Origin of the sequence: Gardnerella swidsinskii, assembly GCF_023277705.1 — a bacterium.
Taxonomy (GTDB): Bacteria; Actinomycetota; Actinomycetes; order Actinomycetales; family Bifidobacteriaceae; genus Bifidobacterium; species Bifidobacterium swidsinskii.
Map to the genome: position 1 here is coordinate 197,359 of NZ_CP083176.1, position 16,380 is coordinate 213,738.

15 protein-coding genes are annotated in these 16,380 nt (G+C 41.2%); 1 reads left to right on the forward strand and 14 read right to left on the reverse strand.

From position 1 onward, the window contains the following. Window positions 1-112: 112 nt before the first annotated feature. From purH to K9E37_RS00885, 14 genes are all read right to left on the reverse strand, one after another. Window positions 113-1,783 carry a bifunctional phosphoribosylaminoimidazolecarboxamide formyltransferase/IMP cyclohydrolase gene (gene purH / locus K9E37_RS00820; protein ID WP_248893373.1) on the reverse strand — a complete coding sequence of 557 codons (1,671 nt, stop codon included), beginning with the start codon at window positions 1,781-1,783 and terminating at the stop codon, window positions 113-115. Between the two features lie 33 nt (window positions 1,784-1,816). Beyond that, a complete protein-coding gene (locus K9E37_RS00825) occupies window positions 1,817-3,190 on the reverse strand; it encodes a cell division protein PerM (RefSeq protein ID WP_012914212.1) in 1,374 nt (457 codons plus the stop codon). Between the two features lie 89 nt (window positions 3,191-3,279). Continuing rightward, window positions 3,280-3,861 carry an adenine phosphoribosyltransferase gene (locus K9E37_RS00830; RefSeq protein WP_012914213.1) on the reverse strand — a complete coding sequence of 194 codons (582 nt, stop codon included), beginning with the start codon at window positions 3,859-3,861 and terminating at the stop codon, window positions 3,280-3,282. A 140-nt stretch (window positions 3,862-4,001) separates the two neighbouring features. After that, a complete protein-coding gene (gene yajC / locus K9E37_RS00835; RefSeq protein WP_064621375.1) occupies window positions 4,002-4,403 on the reverse strand; it encodes a preprotein translocase subunit YajC in 402 nt (133 codons plus the stop codon). A gap of 59 nt (window positions 4,404-4,462) precedes the next feature. Next, complete coding sequence (gene ruvB, locus K9E37_RS00840) at window positions 4,463-5,467, reverse strand: Holliday junction branch migration DNA helicase RuvB (protein WP_217431467.1); 1,005 nt, start codon at window positions 5,465-5,467, stop codon at window positions 4,463-4,465. A gap of 94 nt (window positions 5,468-5,561) precedes the next feature. Beyond that, window positions 5,562-6,191, reverse strand: a complete 630-nt coding sequence (gene ruvA / locus K9E37_RS00845; RefSeq protein WP_248893375.1) for a Holliday junction branch migration protein RuvA — start codon at window positions 6,189-6,191, stop codon at window positions 5,562-5,564. An 87-nt stretch (window positions 6,192-6,278) separates the two neighbouring features. Then, the gene (ruvC, locus tag K9E37_RS00850; protein WP_012914216.1) at window positions 6,279-6,860 is read right to left on the reverse strand and encodes a crossover junction endodeoxyribonuclease RuvC; all 582 of its coding nucleotides are present in this window, start codon (window positions 6,858-6,860) and stop codon (window positions 6,279-6,281) included. A gap of 6 nt (window positions 6,861-6,866) precedes the next feature. Beyond that, on the reverse strand, window positions 6,867-7,625 hold the full coding sequence (locus K9E37_RS00855; protein WP_004106544.1) for a YebC/PmpR family DNA-binding transcriptional regulator: 759 nt from the start codon (window positions 7,623-7,625) through the stop codon (window positions 6,867-6,869). A 62-nt stretch (window positions 7,626-7,687) separates the two neighbouring features. Further along, complete coding sequence (locus tag K9E37_RS00860) at window positions 7,688-8,344, reverse strand: CDP-alcohol phosphatidyltransferase family protein (RefSeq protein ID WP_248893377.1); 657 nt, start codon at window positions 8,342-8,344, stop codon at window positions 7,688-7,690. Window positions 8,345-8,559: 215 nt separating this feature from the next. After that, window positions 8,560-10,590, reverse strand: coding sequence for a threonine--tRNA ligase (thrS, locus tag K9E37_RS00865; protein WP_102703141.1), 2,031 nt, complete (start codon window positions 10,588-10,590; stop codon window positions 8,560-8,562). A 182-nt stretch (window positions 10,591-10,772) separates the two neighbouring features. Beyond that, on the reverse strand, window positions 10,773-11,666 hold the full coding sequence (locus K9E37_RS00870; protein ID WP_248893379.1) for a metal ABC transporter permease: 894 nt from the start codon (window positions 11,664-11,666) through the stop codon (window positions 10,773-10,775). After that, the gene (locus tag K9E37_RS00875) at window positions 11,667-12,623 is read right to left on the reverse strand and encodes a metal ABC transporter permease (RefSeq protein WP_248893381.1); all 957 of its coding nucleotides are present in this window, start codon (window positions 12,621-12,623) and stop codon (window positions 11,667-11,669) included. Window positions 12,624-12,629: 6 nt separating this feature from the next. Then, entirely contained in the window at window positions 12,630-13,352 is a 723-nt protein-coding gene (locus K9E37_RS00880) for a metal ABC transporter ATP-binding protein (protein WP_041160582.1), read from the reverse strand. 144 nt (window positions 13,353-13,496) lie between these two features. Beyond that, window positions 13,497-14,678 carry a metal ABC transporter substrate-binding protein gene (locus K9E37_RS00885; RefSeq protein WP_004108796.1) on the reverse strand — a complete coding sequence of 394 codons (1,182 nt, stop codon included), beginning with the start codon at window positions 14,676-14,678 and terminating at the stop codon, window positions 13,497-13,499. Between the two features lie 472 nt (window positions 14,679-15,150). Here K9E37_RS00885 and K9E37_RS00890 point away from each other — a divergent pair, with 472 nt between their 5' ends. Then, on the forward strand, window positions 15,151-16,290 hold the full coding sequence (locus K9E37_RS00890; RefSeq protein ID WP_081378937.1) for an ADP-dependent NAD(P)H-hydrate dehydratase: 1,140 nt from the start codon (window positions 15,151-15,153) through the stop codon (window positions 16,288-16,290). The last annotated feature ends 90 nt before the right edge of the window (window positions 16,291-16,380 follow it).

Here is a 16,380-nt window from a genome sequence, read left to right on the forward strand (position 1 = left end):
AAACATGAGTTGTTTTAGGTACCAACACAAAGATGCAGCGCTTGAAGTACACAAACGCTGCATCCATAATATTGATTAATTTATTTGTCTATGAATCTTAGCTAAAGCAATTTTAGTGGAAGAAGTGACGAGTACCGGTAGTGTACATCGTTACACCAGCTTTGCGCGCAGCTTCGAACACTTCTTCGTCGCGAATAGAGCCACCAGGCTGCACGATTGCGCGAACGCCAGCTTCAATCAAAATTTGCGGACCGTCAGCGAATGGGAAGAAAGCATCCGAAGCCGCAACAGCTCCACGAGCACGTTCAGCACCATCAGCCAAAGTATTCGCACGTTCAACAGCCAAATGGCACGAATCCACGCGATTAACCTGCCCCATACCAATGCCAACAGTAGCATTATCATGCGCAAGTAGGATTGCGTTAGACTTTACACAACGAAGCGAACGCCAAGCAAATTGCAAATCGCGCAAAGTATCAGCATCAGCAGGATCTCCAGAAACAAGCGTCCAGTTTTCAGGATTATCACCAACTGCATCAATCTTATCTGCAGACTGAACTAAAGCACCGCCGTCAATAGGATGAACTTGCAAACCTAAAACTGGCGGAGTTGCAACCTTCAAAATGCGGAGGTTCTTTTTTTTAGTGCGAAGCAATTCCAAAGCTTCAGGCTCATAGTCTGGAGCCACAATAACCTCTGTGAAAATTGGACGCACACTTTCTGCCATTTCTAAAGTGACTGTAGTATTTGAAGCAATCACACCACCATAAGCACTTACAGGATCGCAAGCGTGAGCTTTCTTGTGAGCTTCAGCTGCATTAGTTCCAATAGCTAAACCGCATGGATTATTATGCTTGCAAACAGCAACTGCAATTTGTGGAGCAAAATCCCAAACCGCACGCCAAGCAGCATCCGCATCCACATAATTGTTGTAGCTCATAGGTTTTCCGCCAAGAAGCTCAGCTTGAGCTAAACCGCCCTTATGCAGAGGATCTAAATACAATCCTGCTTGCTGATGAGGGTTCTCGCCATATCGAAGCGTATGCTCTAAGCTCCAAGTGCGCGTGTAGTTTGCAGGAAGCTTCACAGATTCAGCATTTTTACTATCTTCTTCATCATTTGTGTTCAAACTTTCAGGCTTCTGCCATGCTTTACTTGTCCACTCAGATATAGAAGCATCGTAAGCTGCTGTATGAGCAAATGCTTTACCAGCCAAATATTCGCGCTCTTGCAAATTAAAGCCTTCACCTGAAACGATTCTATTAGCTAAAAGCTGGTAATCTGCAGGATCTGTAATAACGACAACAGACTTATGATTCTTTGCTGCAGCACGAATCATAGAAGGTCCACCAATATCAATTTTCTCAATAATTGCGTCACTATCAGCACCGCTCATTACAGTGTCTACGAACGGATACAAATTAACTACTACAGCATCAAACGGCTTTATGTTTAGCTTTTCAAGTTGCTTTACATGATCAGCATTACTCATATCTGCAAGAATTCCAGCGTGAATATGCGGATCTAAAGTCTTCACTCTTCCATCAAGACTTTCTGGGAAACCAGTAATGTCAGAAACTTCAGTAACATGAACGCCAAGTTCCGCCAATTTAGCAGCAGTAGAGCCGGTTGAAACTACTTCAGTATCAGCCTTTCTAAATGCTTCAGCTAATATTTCAAGTCCTTCTTTATGAAAAACTGAAACAAGAACTCTACGAATTTGCTTTTCACCTGTGGTTATCAGCACATTTGCGTTTGATTCTTTGCTCTGTGTCTGTTGCACGGCGGCCTTCCTTCCCAAAATAGTAGTGAGGAATTATTTTCTTTTAGCCTTCGATGAAACCGTCCTAGGAGCGGCTTTTTTCAAAGGCAAAGGTTGATTATTTTTATTACTAGCCTTATTTTCGATTAATTCTGCAAATTTTACAGGTTTATTCGACTTACTAGCAGCAATAAGATTTAAGCAATATCTCGCACCACAAATAAGTAGAATACTAAAAATTGAAATAACCAATGCTACAGCAGAAGCGTATAGAGTAAGATGACCAACAGCTCTAGTACTTTCAATAATGTCAACTCCAATATAAGAAAGTCGACATTCCCCTAATGAACCATTTGCTATTGAAAAAACAACAGTCCACATAATTGTAATTAAAGCGGATACGCCAACACTATCAGTTGCAGCTTCTATAGCGTTCAACATAAAAGACTCACGCTCAGTTTTATCAATAATATTTTTTAGGCGCAAGCCACAGCCGCTTTTATGCAATAAAGCTACAAACATTACAATAAAGCATAAAGTTGGAACTATAGAGTAAAAAACAGTGCGATGCACAACGTCAATAACAGCATCAGGAAATATTCCAAAAACCGGAATAGGCGGCAAAGATTTACGTTGAGAAACTGTTAAAGTAAATTGTGCAACAGATCCAATATTAAATCCAGATCCACAAATCCAAGATAATGCCCAAATAGCAACATTAGGCAACCAAACTAAGCAAGCAATAGTTGTAAGAATACGCGAACCATTTTGCATGCCTAGTTTATTGAAATATGAATTAACATAACCAAAATTTGTACAAGCCCAAACCACAACAGTTATTAACGCAACAAACGCATATAAACCGAACAAAATTACCGCAGTTCGCTTAGTAATACGAATATTTTTTTGAATATACTCAGGACATATTTGCTTATAACGCTGCTTAGCAGATACAAACAGCGAGCTTCTTGGGAAAACCGCTATAAGTAACGAAATTAAATAAACACAAGAAGATTTACAAGCAACAATAAAAGTAGAATCAAGTAAAGTAACATGCGTATTTTGAGAAAGTATCGCATTAATAGCAGCCCAGACTACAAGCCCAGTAAAATATGCTATATTCCCACCTTTAATACGACGAATTAAGCATACAAGCGTTGAAATAAGTAGAAAAGTAAGGCCTAAAGGAATAATCGTAAGAATGCAATTTCCAAAAGTAAGACCCACGCCTTGAGCAAACATAAACACAGCCCAAGTCATAGACATTGCAGATTCAGAAAGATTACCTGTTCCTTCTTCGATAGAAACCACAAGAAGTGTGAGAGATAAGAAAAGACCTATCGTAAGAGAAAAAATAAAAATAACAATAACAGGAGTTATTACACCTTTAGACATGTTTATTAAGGATGACTTAAGCTTTTCAACCATGCCTTTTCCTTTCAATTCTTTTAGGTGCAAAACCAATATATTGTTTTAAATAGGATATTACTTTAATAATAAGCGATAATAATAAACTTTTAAGCTGGCATAGTAATTAAACTACTGCAAGGATAATCGCATAACTCACTCATTCCACTAATACCAGTAAGTTCAATAACAAAACTAAAACCTGCAACTATTCCTTGAGCGCGCTTGACAATATTTGCAGCAGCTTTTGCAGTGCCTCCAGTTGCAATAAGATCGTCAACAATAAGCACACGTTGACCTGGCTTAATAGCGTCGCTTTCAATTTCAATACTTGCCTGACCATACTCAAGCATGTATGACTCAGTAATAACTGGAGGAGGTAGCTTACCAGCTTTACGAATAGCAAGAAAACCTTTGCCTAACCGAGATGCCAACAATGGTCCAAAAAGAAAACCTCGAGCTTCAAGCCCAGCAATCAAATCAATTGAATCAGCTGGCACAGGCAAGGCATCAATTAAAGAATCAATAAGAATTCGCGAAGAGCGCGCATTTGAAAATATAGGAAGAAAATCACGGAATATAATACTAGGATTGGGGAATCCTGGAACGGTACGAATCAAAGAAGCAAGATAAGCGGCATCATCGTTGCTTACTGTTTTCAACGTTTTCACTGTAATATCCGTTGCTGTCATAATCCTAACGTTCTTTTCTTCACAAGACTTGTTATTGGAATATGGAAAGAATGTCACATATTCGCGTGATGCGTGAGACATGTGCTGACTCACACATCACGACTTAAGTATTAAATTATAAATTTATGAGATAAAAGTTATTACTTTTCAGATTCTGCAGATTCTGATACTGGCTCGTTATCTTCGCTTACAGATTTATTTGCATCATCTTGCTTAGCTTCTTCAGCTTGTGCAGCTTCTTCTGCTTCTTCATCGCTAATAAACGCTGGACGCACATACAATCTGTTCACAGCGCGGAAAGATACTCGCATCAAACTACCTTCTGAATCGATAACAATCTCTTCATATTGAGTATCTACGCTTACAATCTTGCCGATAATGCCGCCGATTGTAATAATTTCAGTACCTGGTTCCAAAGATTCATGGAAGGAACGCATTTCAGCTTGACGCTTCTTAGCATTGCGAGTCTGGAACATCATCATGCAAACCATTGCTACAACGAGAATAATAAGCATGCCATACTGCTGGAAAAATTGAGGCAAAGTAAACTCCTTAAGTATCCAACCCTAAGACGGTCGAAATGCCGTCCAAGTTAATTATTTTAAGCTAGCTCACTGACATTACTAGGCTCTTTAAAGCCCAAATGTTTCCAAGCTTTACTAGTTGCAACACGACCTTTAGGAGTGCGAATTAAGAATCCTTCACGCACTAAATATGGTTCACATACTGTTTCAACAGTTTCAGCTTCTTCACCAACCATTGCAGCTAGATTATTAAGACCAACCGGTCCACCGTTAAACTGACAAACCATAGCCTTCAAAACTGCAATATCAAGTCGATCAAGACCTTGTGTATCAATCTGGTATAAAGCTAACGCTTCAACAACAGCTTCATGATTTACTTCTGACAAATCATGCACAATAGCCCAATCTCTGACACGTCTCAACAAGCGATTCGCTATACGAGGAGTGCCACGAGAGCGTAACGATAGCTCTTTAGCAGCTTGATCTATAAGGCGAATTCCTAAGACTTTAGCAGATCGCTCAATAAGTTTTTCAAGCTCTTCGTGAGGATAAAAATCAAGGTGAGCAGTAAAACCAAAACGAGCGCGCAATGGAGAAGGCAACATTCCTTCCCTAGTGGTAGCTCCAACTACAGTAAAACGAGGAAGGGTTAGCGGTATTGATGAGGCACCAGGACCTTTACCGACCATAACGTCAACGCGAAAATCTTCCATAGCAATATAAAGCAACTCTTCTGCAGCACGAGGCAAACGATGGATTTCGTCAATAAACAACACCTCACCTGCGTCAAGCGCGCTTAGTATAGAAGCTAAATCTCCAGCATGCTGGATAGCAGGACCTGAAGTAATTCGAATAGGAACTTGCAATTCATTAGCAACAATCATTGCTAATGTAGTTTTTCCCAATCCAGGAGGGCCAGCCAATAACATATGGTCAGGCGCAACATCACGCTTTTTAGCAGCATCTAAAAACAGTTGCAATTGCGCTTTTAAAACTGGTTGACCAATAAAACCTTCTAATGCGCGAGGACGAAGTTCCTCATCACTGAGTTGCTCATTTCCTAAAGGCGTTGAAGAAACCATGCGTAAGGATTCTTCAGCAACACCAGTATTTAGCGCAGAAGTATACTCTTCACTCACTTCAACTCCCCCAATACTAGATTCTTTACAAACATGATTACCTACCCCTATCAAGTGAAGCTAATGCCATTCGTAAAACATTAGGCAAATCTGCATCAGATATAGGAGTAGAAATATTATTATCTGCACAAACTTGCTCAACTGCTCTTTGAGCGTCAACTTGTCTCCAACCCAATGAAACAAGACCCTCTATTACACATTGCACGCTAGAATCAATAATCTGCTTATTAAATTGAGCCGAATCATTAGAACTATCTGCCAGTATCGAAGGATCAAGAGAACCCTTCAATTCCAAAATAATCTTCTGCGCACCCTTTTTCCCTAAACCAGGAGCAGAAGAAAGAGAAGTTACATCTCCCTCAGAAATAGCTTGTAAAAGACGATCAACATTCAAAGTTGAAAGCATAGAAAGAGCAACTTTAGGACCAATTCCACTAACTTTTTGCACTTGCAAAAACATTCGTTTAGCAGCTTGAGTTGTAAAACCATAAAGAGTTAAAGCATCTTGCGAAACTTGAAGCGACGTATAAACGCGAACTTCCTGGCCTTCATGCAAAGAAGACAAATCTTGAGAAGGCATATAAGTCTCATAGCCAACTCCAGAAACAACAATAAGAGCAGAACGAGCATCAATTGACGCAACTTGTCCAACAAGCATTCCAATCATAAACTCACTCCCACTTAACAAAAACTCATAGCTTAAAGCACATAAAGTCAAATACAATTATAATAGAACATCTGTTCTATTAATATCCTACATGCCTCGAACGACAGAAGAAGATTTACGCGCCTGAGCTTGAGCTAAAGCCCACTGTTTCTGCGCAGCAGTTAGATGCTGCTCGCGCTCGCCACCTTGTAAAGCACCAGAAGGACGAAGAGCATGACAAATAGCTTGAGCTAAAGCGTCGGCAGCATCAGCAGGAGTAGGCAAAACATTAAGTCCAAGTAGTCGCGCGACCATACGCTCTACTTGAGGTTTTTGAGCTTTTCCGTTTCCAGCTACAGCAAGTTTAACTTCAGTAGGAGTGTGTAAAGCAACAGGAATATTGCGCTGAGCTGCAGCAAGCATTGCAATACCTGCAACCTGTGCAGTGCCAAGAACAGTATTTCGATTTTCTTGCGCAAAAACACGTTCAATAGACACAGTATCAGGCGAAAAACGCTCAATTTTTTCAACTAATCCATTATAAATCTTTAAAAGTCGCAAATCTTGCGAAAGATCAGGCTCAGACCTCAACACATCGACGTGAATAAAAGAAAGCCGACGCGAGACGCCGGCTTCAATCACGCCGACCCCGCAGCGAGTAAGCCCGGGGTCAACGCCCAAAATCATCATAGGAGACTATTCATCTTCCTCAAGCTGAGCCATAACTTCATCTGAAGCGGTCCAGTTGCTGTAAATATTCTGAACATCGTCCAAGTCATCGAGATTATCGATTAAGCGAGAAACCTTTTGAGCATCTTCGAAGCTCAATTCAACCTCATTATTTGGATGCATAATGATATCTGCAGAATCATAGTCGAAACCAGCTTCCTGCAAAGCCTTACGCACAGTTACCAAATCACTGGAATTGGTGTAAACAGAATAAACATCGCCATCATCAGCAACATCTTCAGCTCCAGCTTCAGCTGCAACTTCGAAAAGCTTATCGTAGTCAACACCTTCGGATGGAACTTCAATCAAACCTTTACGTTCGAAGTTGAAGCTCACGGAACCGCTTGTTGCCAAAGAACCGTTGCCCTTAGTAAGAGTTGAACGCACATCAGCAGCAGCACGATTACGGTTATCAGTAAGGCATTCAATAATCAATCCAACACCTGCAGGAGCGTAACCTTCGTAAACAATCTCTTCATAGTTTGCGCCGCCAGCTTCTTCACCAGAACCACGCTTTACAGCGCGCTTGATGTTGTCAGCAGGCATGGAAGCCTTTTTAGCTTTAACGATGGCATCGTACAGCGTAGGGTTACCATCAGGATCGCCACCACCCAAACGTGCAGCAATTTCAATGTTCTTAATAAGCTTGGCAAAAAGCTTGCCACGCTTTGCGTCGATAGCGGCCTTCTTGTGCTTTGTAGTCGCCCACTTGGAATGACCTGACATGATACTCCTAAAACGTACAGTTAATCAAACGAAACGATTTTATTGCGCTTTCGCGACAAATTTTATTTATCTTTTATATCAAGCCCATGCTTTACTTCAAAAATACGCTGGAAAACTGTAATAATACCGCCAATAGCAAGCAGAATCATAGCAAAACTTAACCAAAAAAGTTGATTTGTAAGACCAACAAGCCCCATAGCAACAAGAATCACAGCAACTCTATCTGCACGAGTTATTAAACCTTTTTTAGGATCTACATTTATTGACTGACCGCGAGCGCGAGTGTATGAAGTTACGAAAGCTGCCATAAGAGCAACCAAACAGCTTAATAATCCTACACACTTTATTGCATTGCCATTCAAAGTTGAAATCCAAGTGCACATATCTTTTTCGTGAGCTTCATACAAACAAATGCATACAGAGGAAAATAATGACCAGTCTGCAATGCGATCGAGAGTTGAGTCAAGAAATGCACCAAATTTTGTGCCGCCTGTTGTCAAAGCAGCAACAGAACCATCTAAACTGTCTGCAAGCACAAAAATAGTTAAAAATATAGTGCCAACAACAAACTGTTTAGTAAAAGCAGTAACAAAAGCAATAATAACTACAGCTATTGTGCCGACAATTGTTACAAAGTTAGCACTTATGCCTAATCGGACTAGCAATTTTGCAATTGGAGAAATAGTGCGCTTAAACCCGCTGCGTAATGATTCCAACATTGAATGCAACCTTCCTAGCGTAATCAAGCAAATAAAACTTGGGTTCAATAAACAATCTCATATTAGTCAATCGGCTGTAATACACACAAAAGCCCACACAACTTTAAGAAGTGTGGACTTTTGCTTATTTCGTTTATTTATTGCAATTTAGTTTTCAAGCGAAACTGTGCTGCTTAAGTAACGTTATTTAAGTTACATAACTTAAATAGCTTATGCTACTTAGTGTAGCGCTCGAAATCTTCTGCAGTATTGACCTGAACGCGCTGCTTAATGATGGACAAAATCCACTCTTTAGCTTGCGAAACAGGAACGCCATTCAATTGGCTGCCATCGCGGAAGCGGAAGCTCACAGCATTGTTGTTCACATCCTCTTCGCCAGCAATCAAAGTGAATGGCACCTTAGACTTAGAAGCGTTACGAATCTTCTTGCCGAAGCGATCGTCAGAGTTGTCCATTTCGCAACGAACCATATTCTCTTCCAAATCGCTAATCAATTTTTGCAAGTGTGGAGCGAACTCGTCTGCAACAGGAACGCCAGTTACCTGAACTGGAGCCAACCATGCTGGGAACGCGCCCGCGTAATGCTCGAGCAAAATAGCGAAGAAACGCTCAATAGAGCCAAAGAGTGCGCGGTGAATCATCACAGGACGCTGGTGGCTACCGTCAGCCGCAATGTACTCCAACTTAAAGCGCTCAGGCAAGTTGAAGTCGAGCTGAATAGTAGAAACCTGCCAAGTGCGACCGATTGCGTCTCGAGCTTGCACGGAAATCTTCGGGCCGTAGAATGCAGCTCCACCTGGATCGTCCACGAGTTCCAAACCAGACTCTTTAGCAACCTCTGCCAAAGTATTAGTTGCTTCTTCCCAAATCTCGTCGGAACCGACGAACTTATGCTCATCCTTAGTGGAAAGCTCCAAGTAGAAGTCGTTCAAACCGAAGTCTTTAAGAAGACCAAGCACAAAGTTAAGCAAGCTCTTCAACTCATCGCGCATCTGCTCGCGAGTGCAGTAAATGTGCGAATCATCCTGAGTCAATCCACGAACACGAGTTAAACCATGCACAACGCCAGACTTTTCGTAGCGATACACGGTACCAAACTCAAACAAGCGCAAAGGAAGCTCGCGATAAGAACGCTGGCGAGACTTGAAGATCAAGTTATGCATTGGGCAATTCATTGGCTTCAAGTAGTAGTCAGCACCTTGGCGAGTTACGTTACCATTTTCGTCGCGCTCTTCGTCAAGCTTCATTGGAGGATACATGCCATCCTTGTACCACTGCAAGTGGCCGGAAGTCTCATATAAGCCACCCTTAGTAATGTGCGGAGTTTGTACGAAGCTGTAGTGATGCTTTCTGTGCTGCTCGCGCGAATAATCTTCCATTGCGTTAATAATTGCAGCACCCTTTGGATGGAACACTGCTAAGCCTGGGCCAATCTCGTCTGGGAAGGAGAACAAATCCATCTCTTGACCAAGCTTGCGGTGATCGCGCTTAGCAGCTTCTTCCATGCGAGTTGTGTAAGCTTTAAGCTCTTCCTTGCTAGGCCAAGCAGTGCCGTAAATGCGCTGAAGCATAGGATTCTGCTCCGAGCCACGCCAGTAAGCTGCAGCCACACGCTCAAGCTTAAAAGCCTTAATGTAACGCGTGTTTGGAAGGTGAGGTCCGCGGCACAAATCGCTCCAAACCTTGTTTCCTTCGCGATCTACATTGTCGTACATGCTAAGCTCATGCTTGCTGATTTCGCCAGAGGCAGCAGGATCAAGAGCTGCTTCCTTATCCCCAATCAACTCCAACTTATAAGGTTGATTTGCTTCTTCTTCGCGCGCTTCGTCCTCTGTTACAACGCGACGACGGAAGCTTTGAGACTCTTTAATAATGCGCTGCATATGCTTTTCGATTTGCTTCAAATCGTCTGGCGTAAATGGAGTATCAACATCGAAATCGTAGTAGAAGCCGTCTTTAATTACAGGACCTACGCCCAACTTTGCGTCTGGTCGAATTTCTTGAACAGCTTGAGCCATCACGTGAGTAGCGGAATGACGCATGATTGCGATGCCATCTTCACTATCAAGGGCCACTGATTCCACGGTATCGCCGTCATGAAGAGACGTGTACAAATCACGCAACTCGCCATTTAAACGCACAGCAATAATATTCTTATCTTCCGCGAAAAGTTGGGCGCCAGTGAAGCTTGCATCCACCTCCTTGCGTTCCTCGTTTACGGTGATGGAGATGGTATTTTCAGCCATAATTGTCCTTTTCTATCGGGGTCTTGCGTTACTAATGTGCAGACCTGGACTTGTGTGGCGTCGATAAACTTACGCGATTAAACAATCAACAAAACGCGCAAAAACGACGTCAATCGCGCGCATTTTTCACGCGCAATTCGTTGACATTCTAGGACAACAGAGCGACTTTTAAAACTCTTTTGCTAAATAGCGTTTTCGGCTACTTTTTCTCGCCTTGCATGCAATCTTGATGAAAAATCATTAATTTTTATAAAAATGCTTTCGCCAATCTTGACTATTAAGAAGAAAGCTCCAGCGCAAATAGCAATAGTGCCACCGGCAGAAAGCTTCAGTATTACAGCTAAAGCTAGTCCAATTAAAGCAATTGAAACAGCAGTAATTACGTATGCAAGTACGAATTTATTTATAGAAGCAATTCTTCCCTTTAATGCTGCAGCAGGAGCAGCAATAAGAGATACTGAAACAACTGTACCAACTGCTGGAATAATAACGGAAACAGTAATAATAATCAAAGCAAGAACCATGCCCTGTATAAAACCTGATCTTCCGCCTGCAGCACGGTAATTAATAGGGTCAAACGAGCAATGCACAAGATTAGCAGAATTAAAAATCCATAATCCCAAAACAAGCAAGAAAGCAACAGAGGCTGAAATTACGTCTGCAGGAGTGCAATTAAGCAATGATCCAGTTAAAAATCCCTCAATACGCAATGGCAATGGAGCAAACCACTTATTTAAAAAGTATCCACTAGCAAAGCCAACAGTTAAAGTAATACCAGCTGCAGCTTGCGAAGAAATGCCCTTAAGATGCGAAAGTGCATACATTACTAAGGAAAGTACAACGCACGCAACAGCAGCACCGACAAAAAGCCCAAGCGACAAAATATTTTGATCTATTGTATAAGCAGAAGTTAAAACTACACCTAATACTGCTCCAGGAAAAGCTGCATGAGTAATAGATTCAGTAAAGAATATTCGCTGGTTAAGAAGCGCAAGAGAGCCAACGAAACCGCATAGAGCACCTACAACAATTGCTTCAACTATAGGTAGAGCGATAATTTGCCAAATACTTACCATCTATTCCCTACCTTTATAAGATTTTGCTAAAACTTTTATATCGCTACCGCCTGTATGAGTTTTATGCGCAAAAACTATAGATGAAATAACTTGGAACAGCCAGCGCACAATAAGCACAACTACGAACATTGCACACATGCTTAATGCAATTGCTGCTTGAGGAGAAATAGGATGATCAAGCTCCAAATTCATAACGTACATACCAAGAACAACTCCAGCAATACCAACAAAGATACCAACTGCAACCATACGCCCAACTGTTCTAGACACTAAACGAGCACTAGCTCCTGGAATAATAAGGTACCCGATCACAAGAAGAACACCAACAGCTGAAGATGCAGAAACAACAACCGCAGCAATGCCAACGTTAAGAACAATATCGACAAAAAGAGTATGCACTCCCATTAATGGAGCACTTGCCCGATCGAAAGCAACAATAATCTGCTGTTTCCAAGTTGCCAAAAGCACAATAATTGCAAACAAGCAAATCCACATTGCTTGAGTCATTCGCTCATCAGTGACATCAAGCAGCCTACCAAACATCAATGCCTCGAGCTGACCTGACATATCACCTTTTTTTAGTGAAATTACTACACCAAGAGCAAAGAAAGTAGTTAAAACAGTTGCGATAATCGATTCATTTATGCGAGTTGAACGAGAAGCCCACACTAATGCAGCAACTAAAAATACTGAACAAATTGCAGCACCAGGAATAATTTGATCTATGCCACCGTATAAAGCGCCTACAACAATTCCAGGAAATATGCCATGCACAATAGCTTCCGCATTAAATTCAGCACATCTCAAGTTCACAAATACACCAACGATTCCGCTAGCTATAGATAGAACTATAAGTAAGCAGAACGGGCGAAAAATATAAGGAGCAGAAGCAATAAAATCAAAACCAGGAATTGGTTCCAGAACTTTTCTTAATGACTCAACTAATTGGGCAAGCATTGAAAATCAGCCTTCCGCAATTTCCGAAAAAGTAAGACCTGCAGAAGCAGCAGGCATGCTTCCACCATATGCACGAGTAATATTTTCTTTAGTCATTACTTCTTTAAGCGCGCCAAAAGCAATCTGCTTGCCAGCTAAAAGTAGCGCTTTTTCACAAATAGCATCTGCAATAACTAAATCGTGCGTAGATACAACAAAAGCAATACCTTCTTGCTTTGCTGATTTCATAATATTAAGAAGTTCTCGGCGATTCGGTTCATCAAGACCATTAAAAGGTTCGTCGAGCAAAATAAGCGTTGGCTTTGCAACAATCGCGCGCGCAAGAAGAATGCGCTGGCGCTGACCGCCAGAAAGGTCACCAAATCGCACATCTGCGCGATTGAATAAACCAACATGATTAAGAGCATCCTCAACAGCTTTTTTCTGATCTTTTTTAAGCAATCCAAGAAAACCTGTCTGTCTACTTAAGCCCATTGCAACAACTTGCCGTGCAGTAATCGGGAACGTTAAATCCAAATCAACCTGCTGTGGAACATATCCAATAGACAAAGCCTTAGGCATTTTCAGTTCACCGCGACTTACGCGCACGATACCAATAATAGCCTGCAAAAACGTTGTTTTCCCAGAACCATTTGGACCTATTAAAGCCAAAGCTTCCCCGGCTTGCACACTGCCATTAATACCAGTCACTACAGTTTTATAACCGTATGCCAGGTCGCAATTTTTCATTGCAAGGACGCTCTTATTCACTATATTTCCAGTCTTTTCAGTTTATTAATAAGTATTCGTAACAGTAACTTCTTGCTTTCGCTATTAAACTTTCGCTATTAAAGTTACTGTTACGATACTATTATTTTTACTGTTATTTATATGTTACTTCTTCAATGCAGTCTTAACTGAATCTGGAAGTTCAGGAACATTACCATTCCAAGCTTTCACCAATGTTTCAACATTGTGAACAATGGAACCGATGTAAGTTTCGCCTGCAGATCCGACTGGTCCAAGCGAATCTCCATAAAGCGCGTCGTCGCCAATAACAGCCTTTACTCCTGCTGCTGCAGCAACAGCCTTGATAGACTTGGAATTGTTAGAATTCTCAGCAAAAATCGCAACAGCTCCGGACTTCTTGACATCTTCTGCAGCTTTCTGAATATGATCTGCAGTAGCATCCTGCTGGCTGTTGAAATCAGAAAGTGCTGCACCAATGAACTTCACATTGTAGTCACGAGAGAAGTAACCGAATGCATCGTGAGAAGTGAAGAGAACACGATGCTTTTGTGGCACACTATTCAAAGCTTTAGTTGCCCAAGCATCCAAATCAGTCAAAGACTTAACGAACTTTTCAACATGCTCATCGAAAATAGATTTGCTCTTAGGAAGAGCTTTTCCGAGGAAATAACCGATATTCTTAACCTGAATCATCGTGTTCTTCGTGCTGGTCCAAATATGTGGATCGTACTGGAATTCAGGCTCCTTCTCGCCTTCTTCTGGAGGGAATGGCCACTTTTCAGCATGCACCTTAGCGATACCGCGATCAACCTTGTATGGAAGATCCTTTTCCTTAGCAGTCTCAGCCTTTGGATCCTTGATTTCGTCAGCAGTGAGAATACCGGAAGTTACACCCATAGTGCCCTTAAAACCGGTAGCTTTCACAGCTTGATCCAAGAAGTGCTCGAGATCTACACCAGAAACAAGCATCAAATCAGCCTTAGAAAGAGCTTTAGATTGAGCTGGAGTCATTTCATGCTCATGAGCAGAAGCGTTTGGCGCAAGCAAGCAGGTCAAATTAATTGTTGACTTTGCTTTGTCTTGAGGAGCTCCGATTACAGACTTCTTGCCCTGAGAATCAGTCTTATTGAGGCTCAATCCAGATTTTGCGTCAGCAGTTGAAGCGATTTGAGTTACGTAATCGCAAATTTGAGTTGTAGTTGCCACTACATTTACTTGATTGCCCTTCGCCTTATTTTCGGCATTTTTTGCGGAGCCGCAAGCACCCATAGAAGTTGCTAATAATGCAACCGCAGCTGCAGTTGCGAAAATTCGTGAAGTTTTCACACTCGTTCCTTTCGGGAATCTTTAACTGTTATTGCATGGGTTGATTGTGAGAGGTACTCATGAAAGCTATTCATGAAAAAAATAATCATTCGCAATAACGCTTATAGCATAAGAAAAATATACGTGACGGTCAATAAAAAATGTGAAAAAATATAATTATTTTTGCAAAAATGCGTTTCGTGAATTTTTCATCTGCTATAATGCAAAATTTCAAAAAAGACCATGCTGCTTTCTGCTTTATCTTGCATTAAAAAACGTTAATATACCAACGAAAAAATAAATGTGATTATAACATTTGGACAAATTTATTAATCAGGCATTTTTGTTTATTTTTTACGCAAAACTAGTAGCGACACGCCATAATATTCACGACACGCAGAATAACAAAAAAATTACAAATATTTTCAAAATGTTTACAAATTGTAACAATACATAAGTTTAGACAGTAATACACATGTTTAGCCAACTCTGCATGTGCTTAATGACGATTACACTTAATACTATGTTTGGCAATACAGATGGTATGAATTACATTGCAAAACCTGACAGTTCGCACACTGACGCTAAAAACTCTGCAAATAATGAAATATCAGTAGATATTCATCTTGCTTCCACACCATTGCGCACGCCTCATGCAAGCGATAATAAATATTCAAGAGGCGTTCTAGGCGTAATTACCGGTTCAAACGACTATCCCGGAGCAGCAGTGTTAAGCACAAGCGCTGCAATACATGCAAATATTGGAATGGTCCGTTATTCAGGTCCTCTTCGTGCACAAAATTTAGTATTGCAAGCATCACCTGAAGTAGTAGCATACGAACAATTAAACGGAAAAATCGACGCAATAACAGTTGGATGCGGCATACCAGACGAAAGCCATTGCAACGACGAAACGGCTTTATCTCAAAGAAAATACATTGCTAGCATACTTGCAAAATACTCCAACGAAAACGAAAACGACAACAAAAACGACAACGCTGAAACGCAATTAAATAACAATCTTCCGCCAATATGCGTAGATGCTGGAGCATTAGACTTACTACCAAAACAAGTTTGCGAAAAAGTAGTTCTCACACCTCACGCAGGAGAATTAAGCTCGCTTTTTACTAGATACGATTTAGAAGTAAGCGCACAACAAATAGCCAGCAACCCAACACACTACGCTCAAAAAGCAGCCGATCTTACTGGAGCAACTGTGTTAGTTAAAGGCGCAACAACAGCAGTTGCATCACCATCAAAATTGCACTCTCCTATTTATATTGCACAATACGCTCCATCCTGGCTAGCAACTGCAGGCTCAGGAGATGTGCTAGCAGGAATTTTAGGAGCATTGCTGGCTCAGCACGAAAAAGATAACGAAAACAACGCGAACAACAACGAGAAAAACAATGCGAACAACAAAAATTACGCACTTATTGCAGCGAGCGCAGCTGTGATTCATGGAGTTTGCGCAGTATTTGCGTCACGCAGTAGCGGAGGAAACAATTACACTCAACTAGTGCAAGACATAGTGAAATCAAAGCGTGCTTTAACTTTGGAACATCCAATTGTGGCAAGCGACATTATAAATGCATTACCGCATGTTCTTGGGATTCTTATTAATATAAAGTAGCGCGCGGAATAATATCAGCAGTGTACAAAATTAACGCATGAAACAAAATACGCGAATGTAAAATAACGTATGAAACAAAATAGAAGGAGT

Coding starts and splice junctions, on each gene's coding strand:
- K9E37_RS00855 (WP_004106544.1), bottom strand. CDS start 7,625: ATGTCAGGTCATTCCAAGTGGGCGACTACAAAGCACAAGAAGGCCGCT.
- thrS (WP_102703141.1), bottom strand. CDS start 10,590: ATGGCTGAAAATACCATCTCCATCACCGTAAACGAGGAACGCAAGGAG.
- ruvC (WP_012914216.1), bottom strand. CDS start 6,860: ATGATGATTTTGGGCGTTGACCCCGGGCTTACTCGCTGCGGGGTCGGC.
- K9E37_RS00890 (WP_081378937.1), top strand. CDS start 15,151: ATGTGCTTAATGACGATTACACTTAATACTATGTTTGGCAATACAGAT.
- ruvA (WP_248893375.1), bottom strand. CDS start 6,191: ATGATTGGAATGCTTGTTGGACAAGTTGCGTCAATTGATGCTCGTTCT.
- K9E37_RS00880 (WP_041160582.1), bottom strand. CDS start 13,352: ATGAAAAATTGCGACCTGGCATACGGTTATAAAACTGTAGTGACTGGT.
- K9E37_RS00825 (WP_012914212.1), bottom strand. CDS start 3,190: ATGGTTGAAAAGCTTAAGTCATCCTTAATAAACATGTCTAAAGGTGTA.
- K9E37_RS00870 (WP_248893379.1), bottom strand. CDS start 11,666: ATGGTAAGTATTTGGCAAATTATCGCTCTACCTATAGTTGAAGCAATT.
- K9E37_RS00830 (WP_012914213.1), bottom strand. CDS start 3,861: ATGACAGCAACGGATATTACAGTGAAAACGTTGAAAACAGTAAGCAAC.
- ruvB (WP_217431467.1), bottom strand. CDS start 5,467: ATGGTTTCTTCAACGCCTTTAGGAAATGAGCAACTCAGTGATGAGGAA.
- K9E37_RS00875 (WP_248893381.1), bottom strand. CDS start 12,623: ATGCTTGCCCAATTAGTTGAGTCATTAAGAAAAGTTCTGGAACCAATT.
- K9E37_RS00860 (WP_248893377.1), bottom strand. CDS start 8,344: ATGTTGGAATCATTACGCAGCGGGTTTAAGCGCACTATTTCTCCAATT.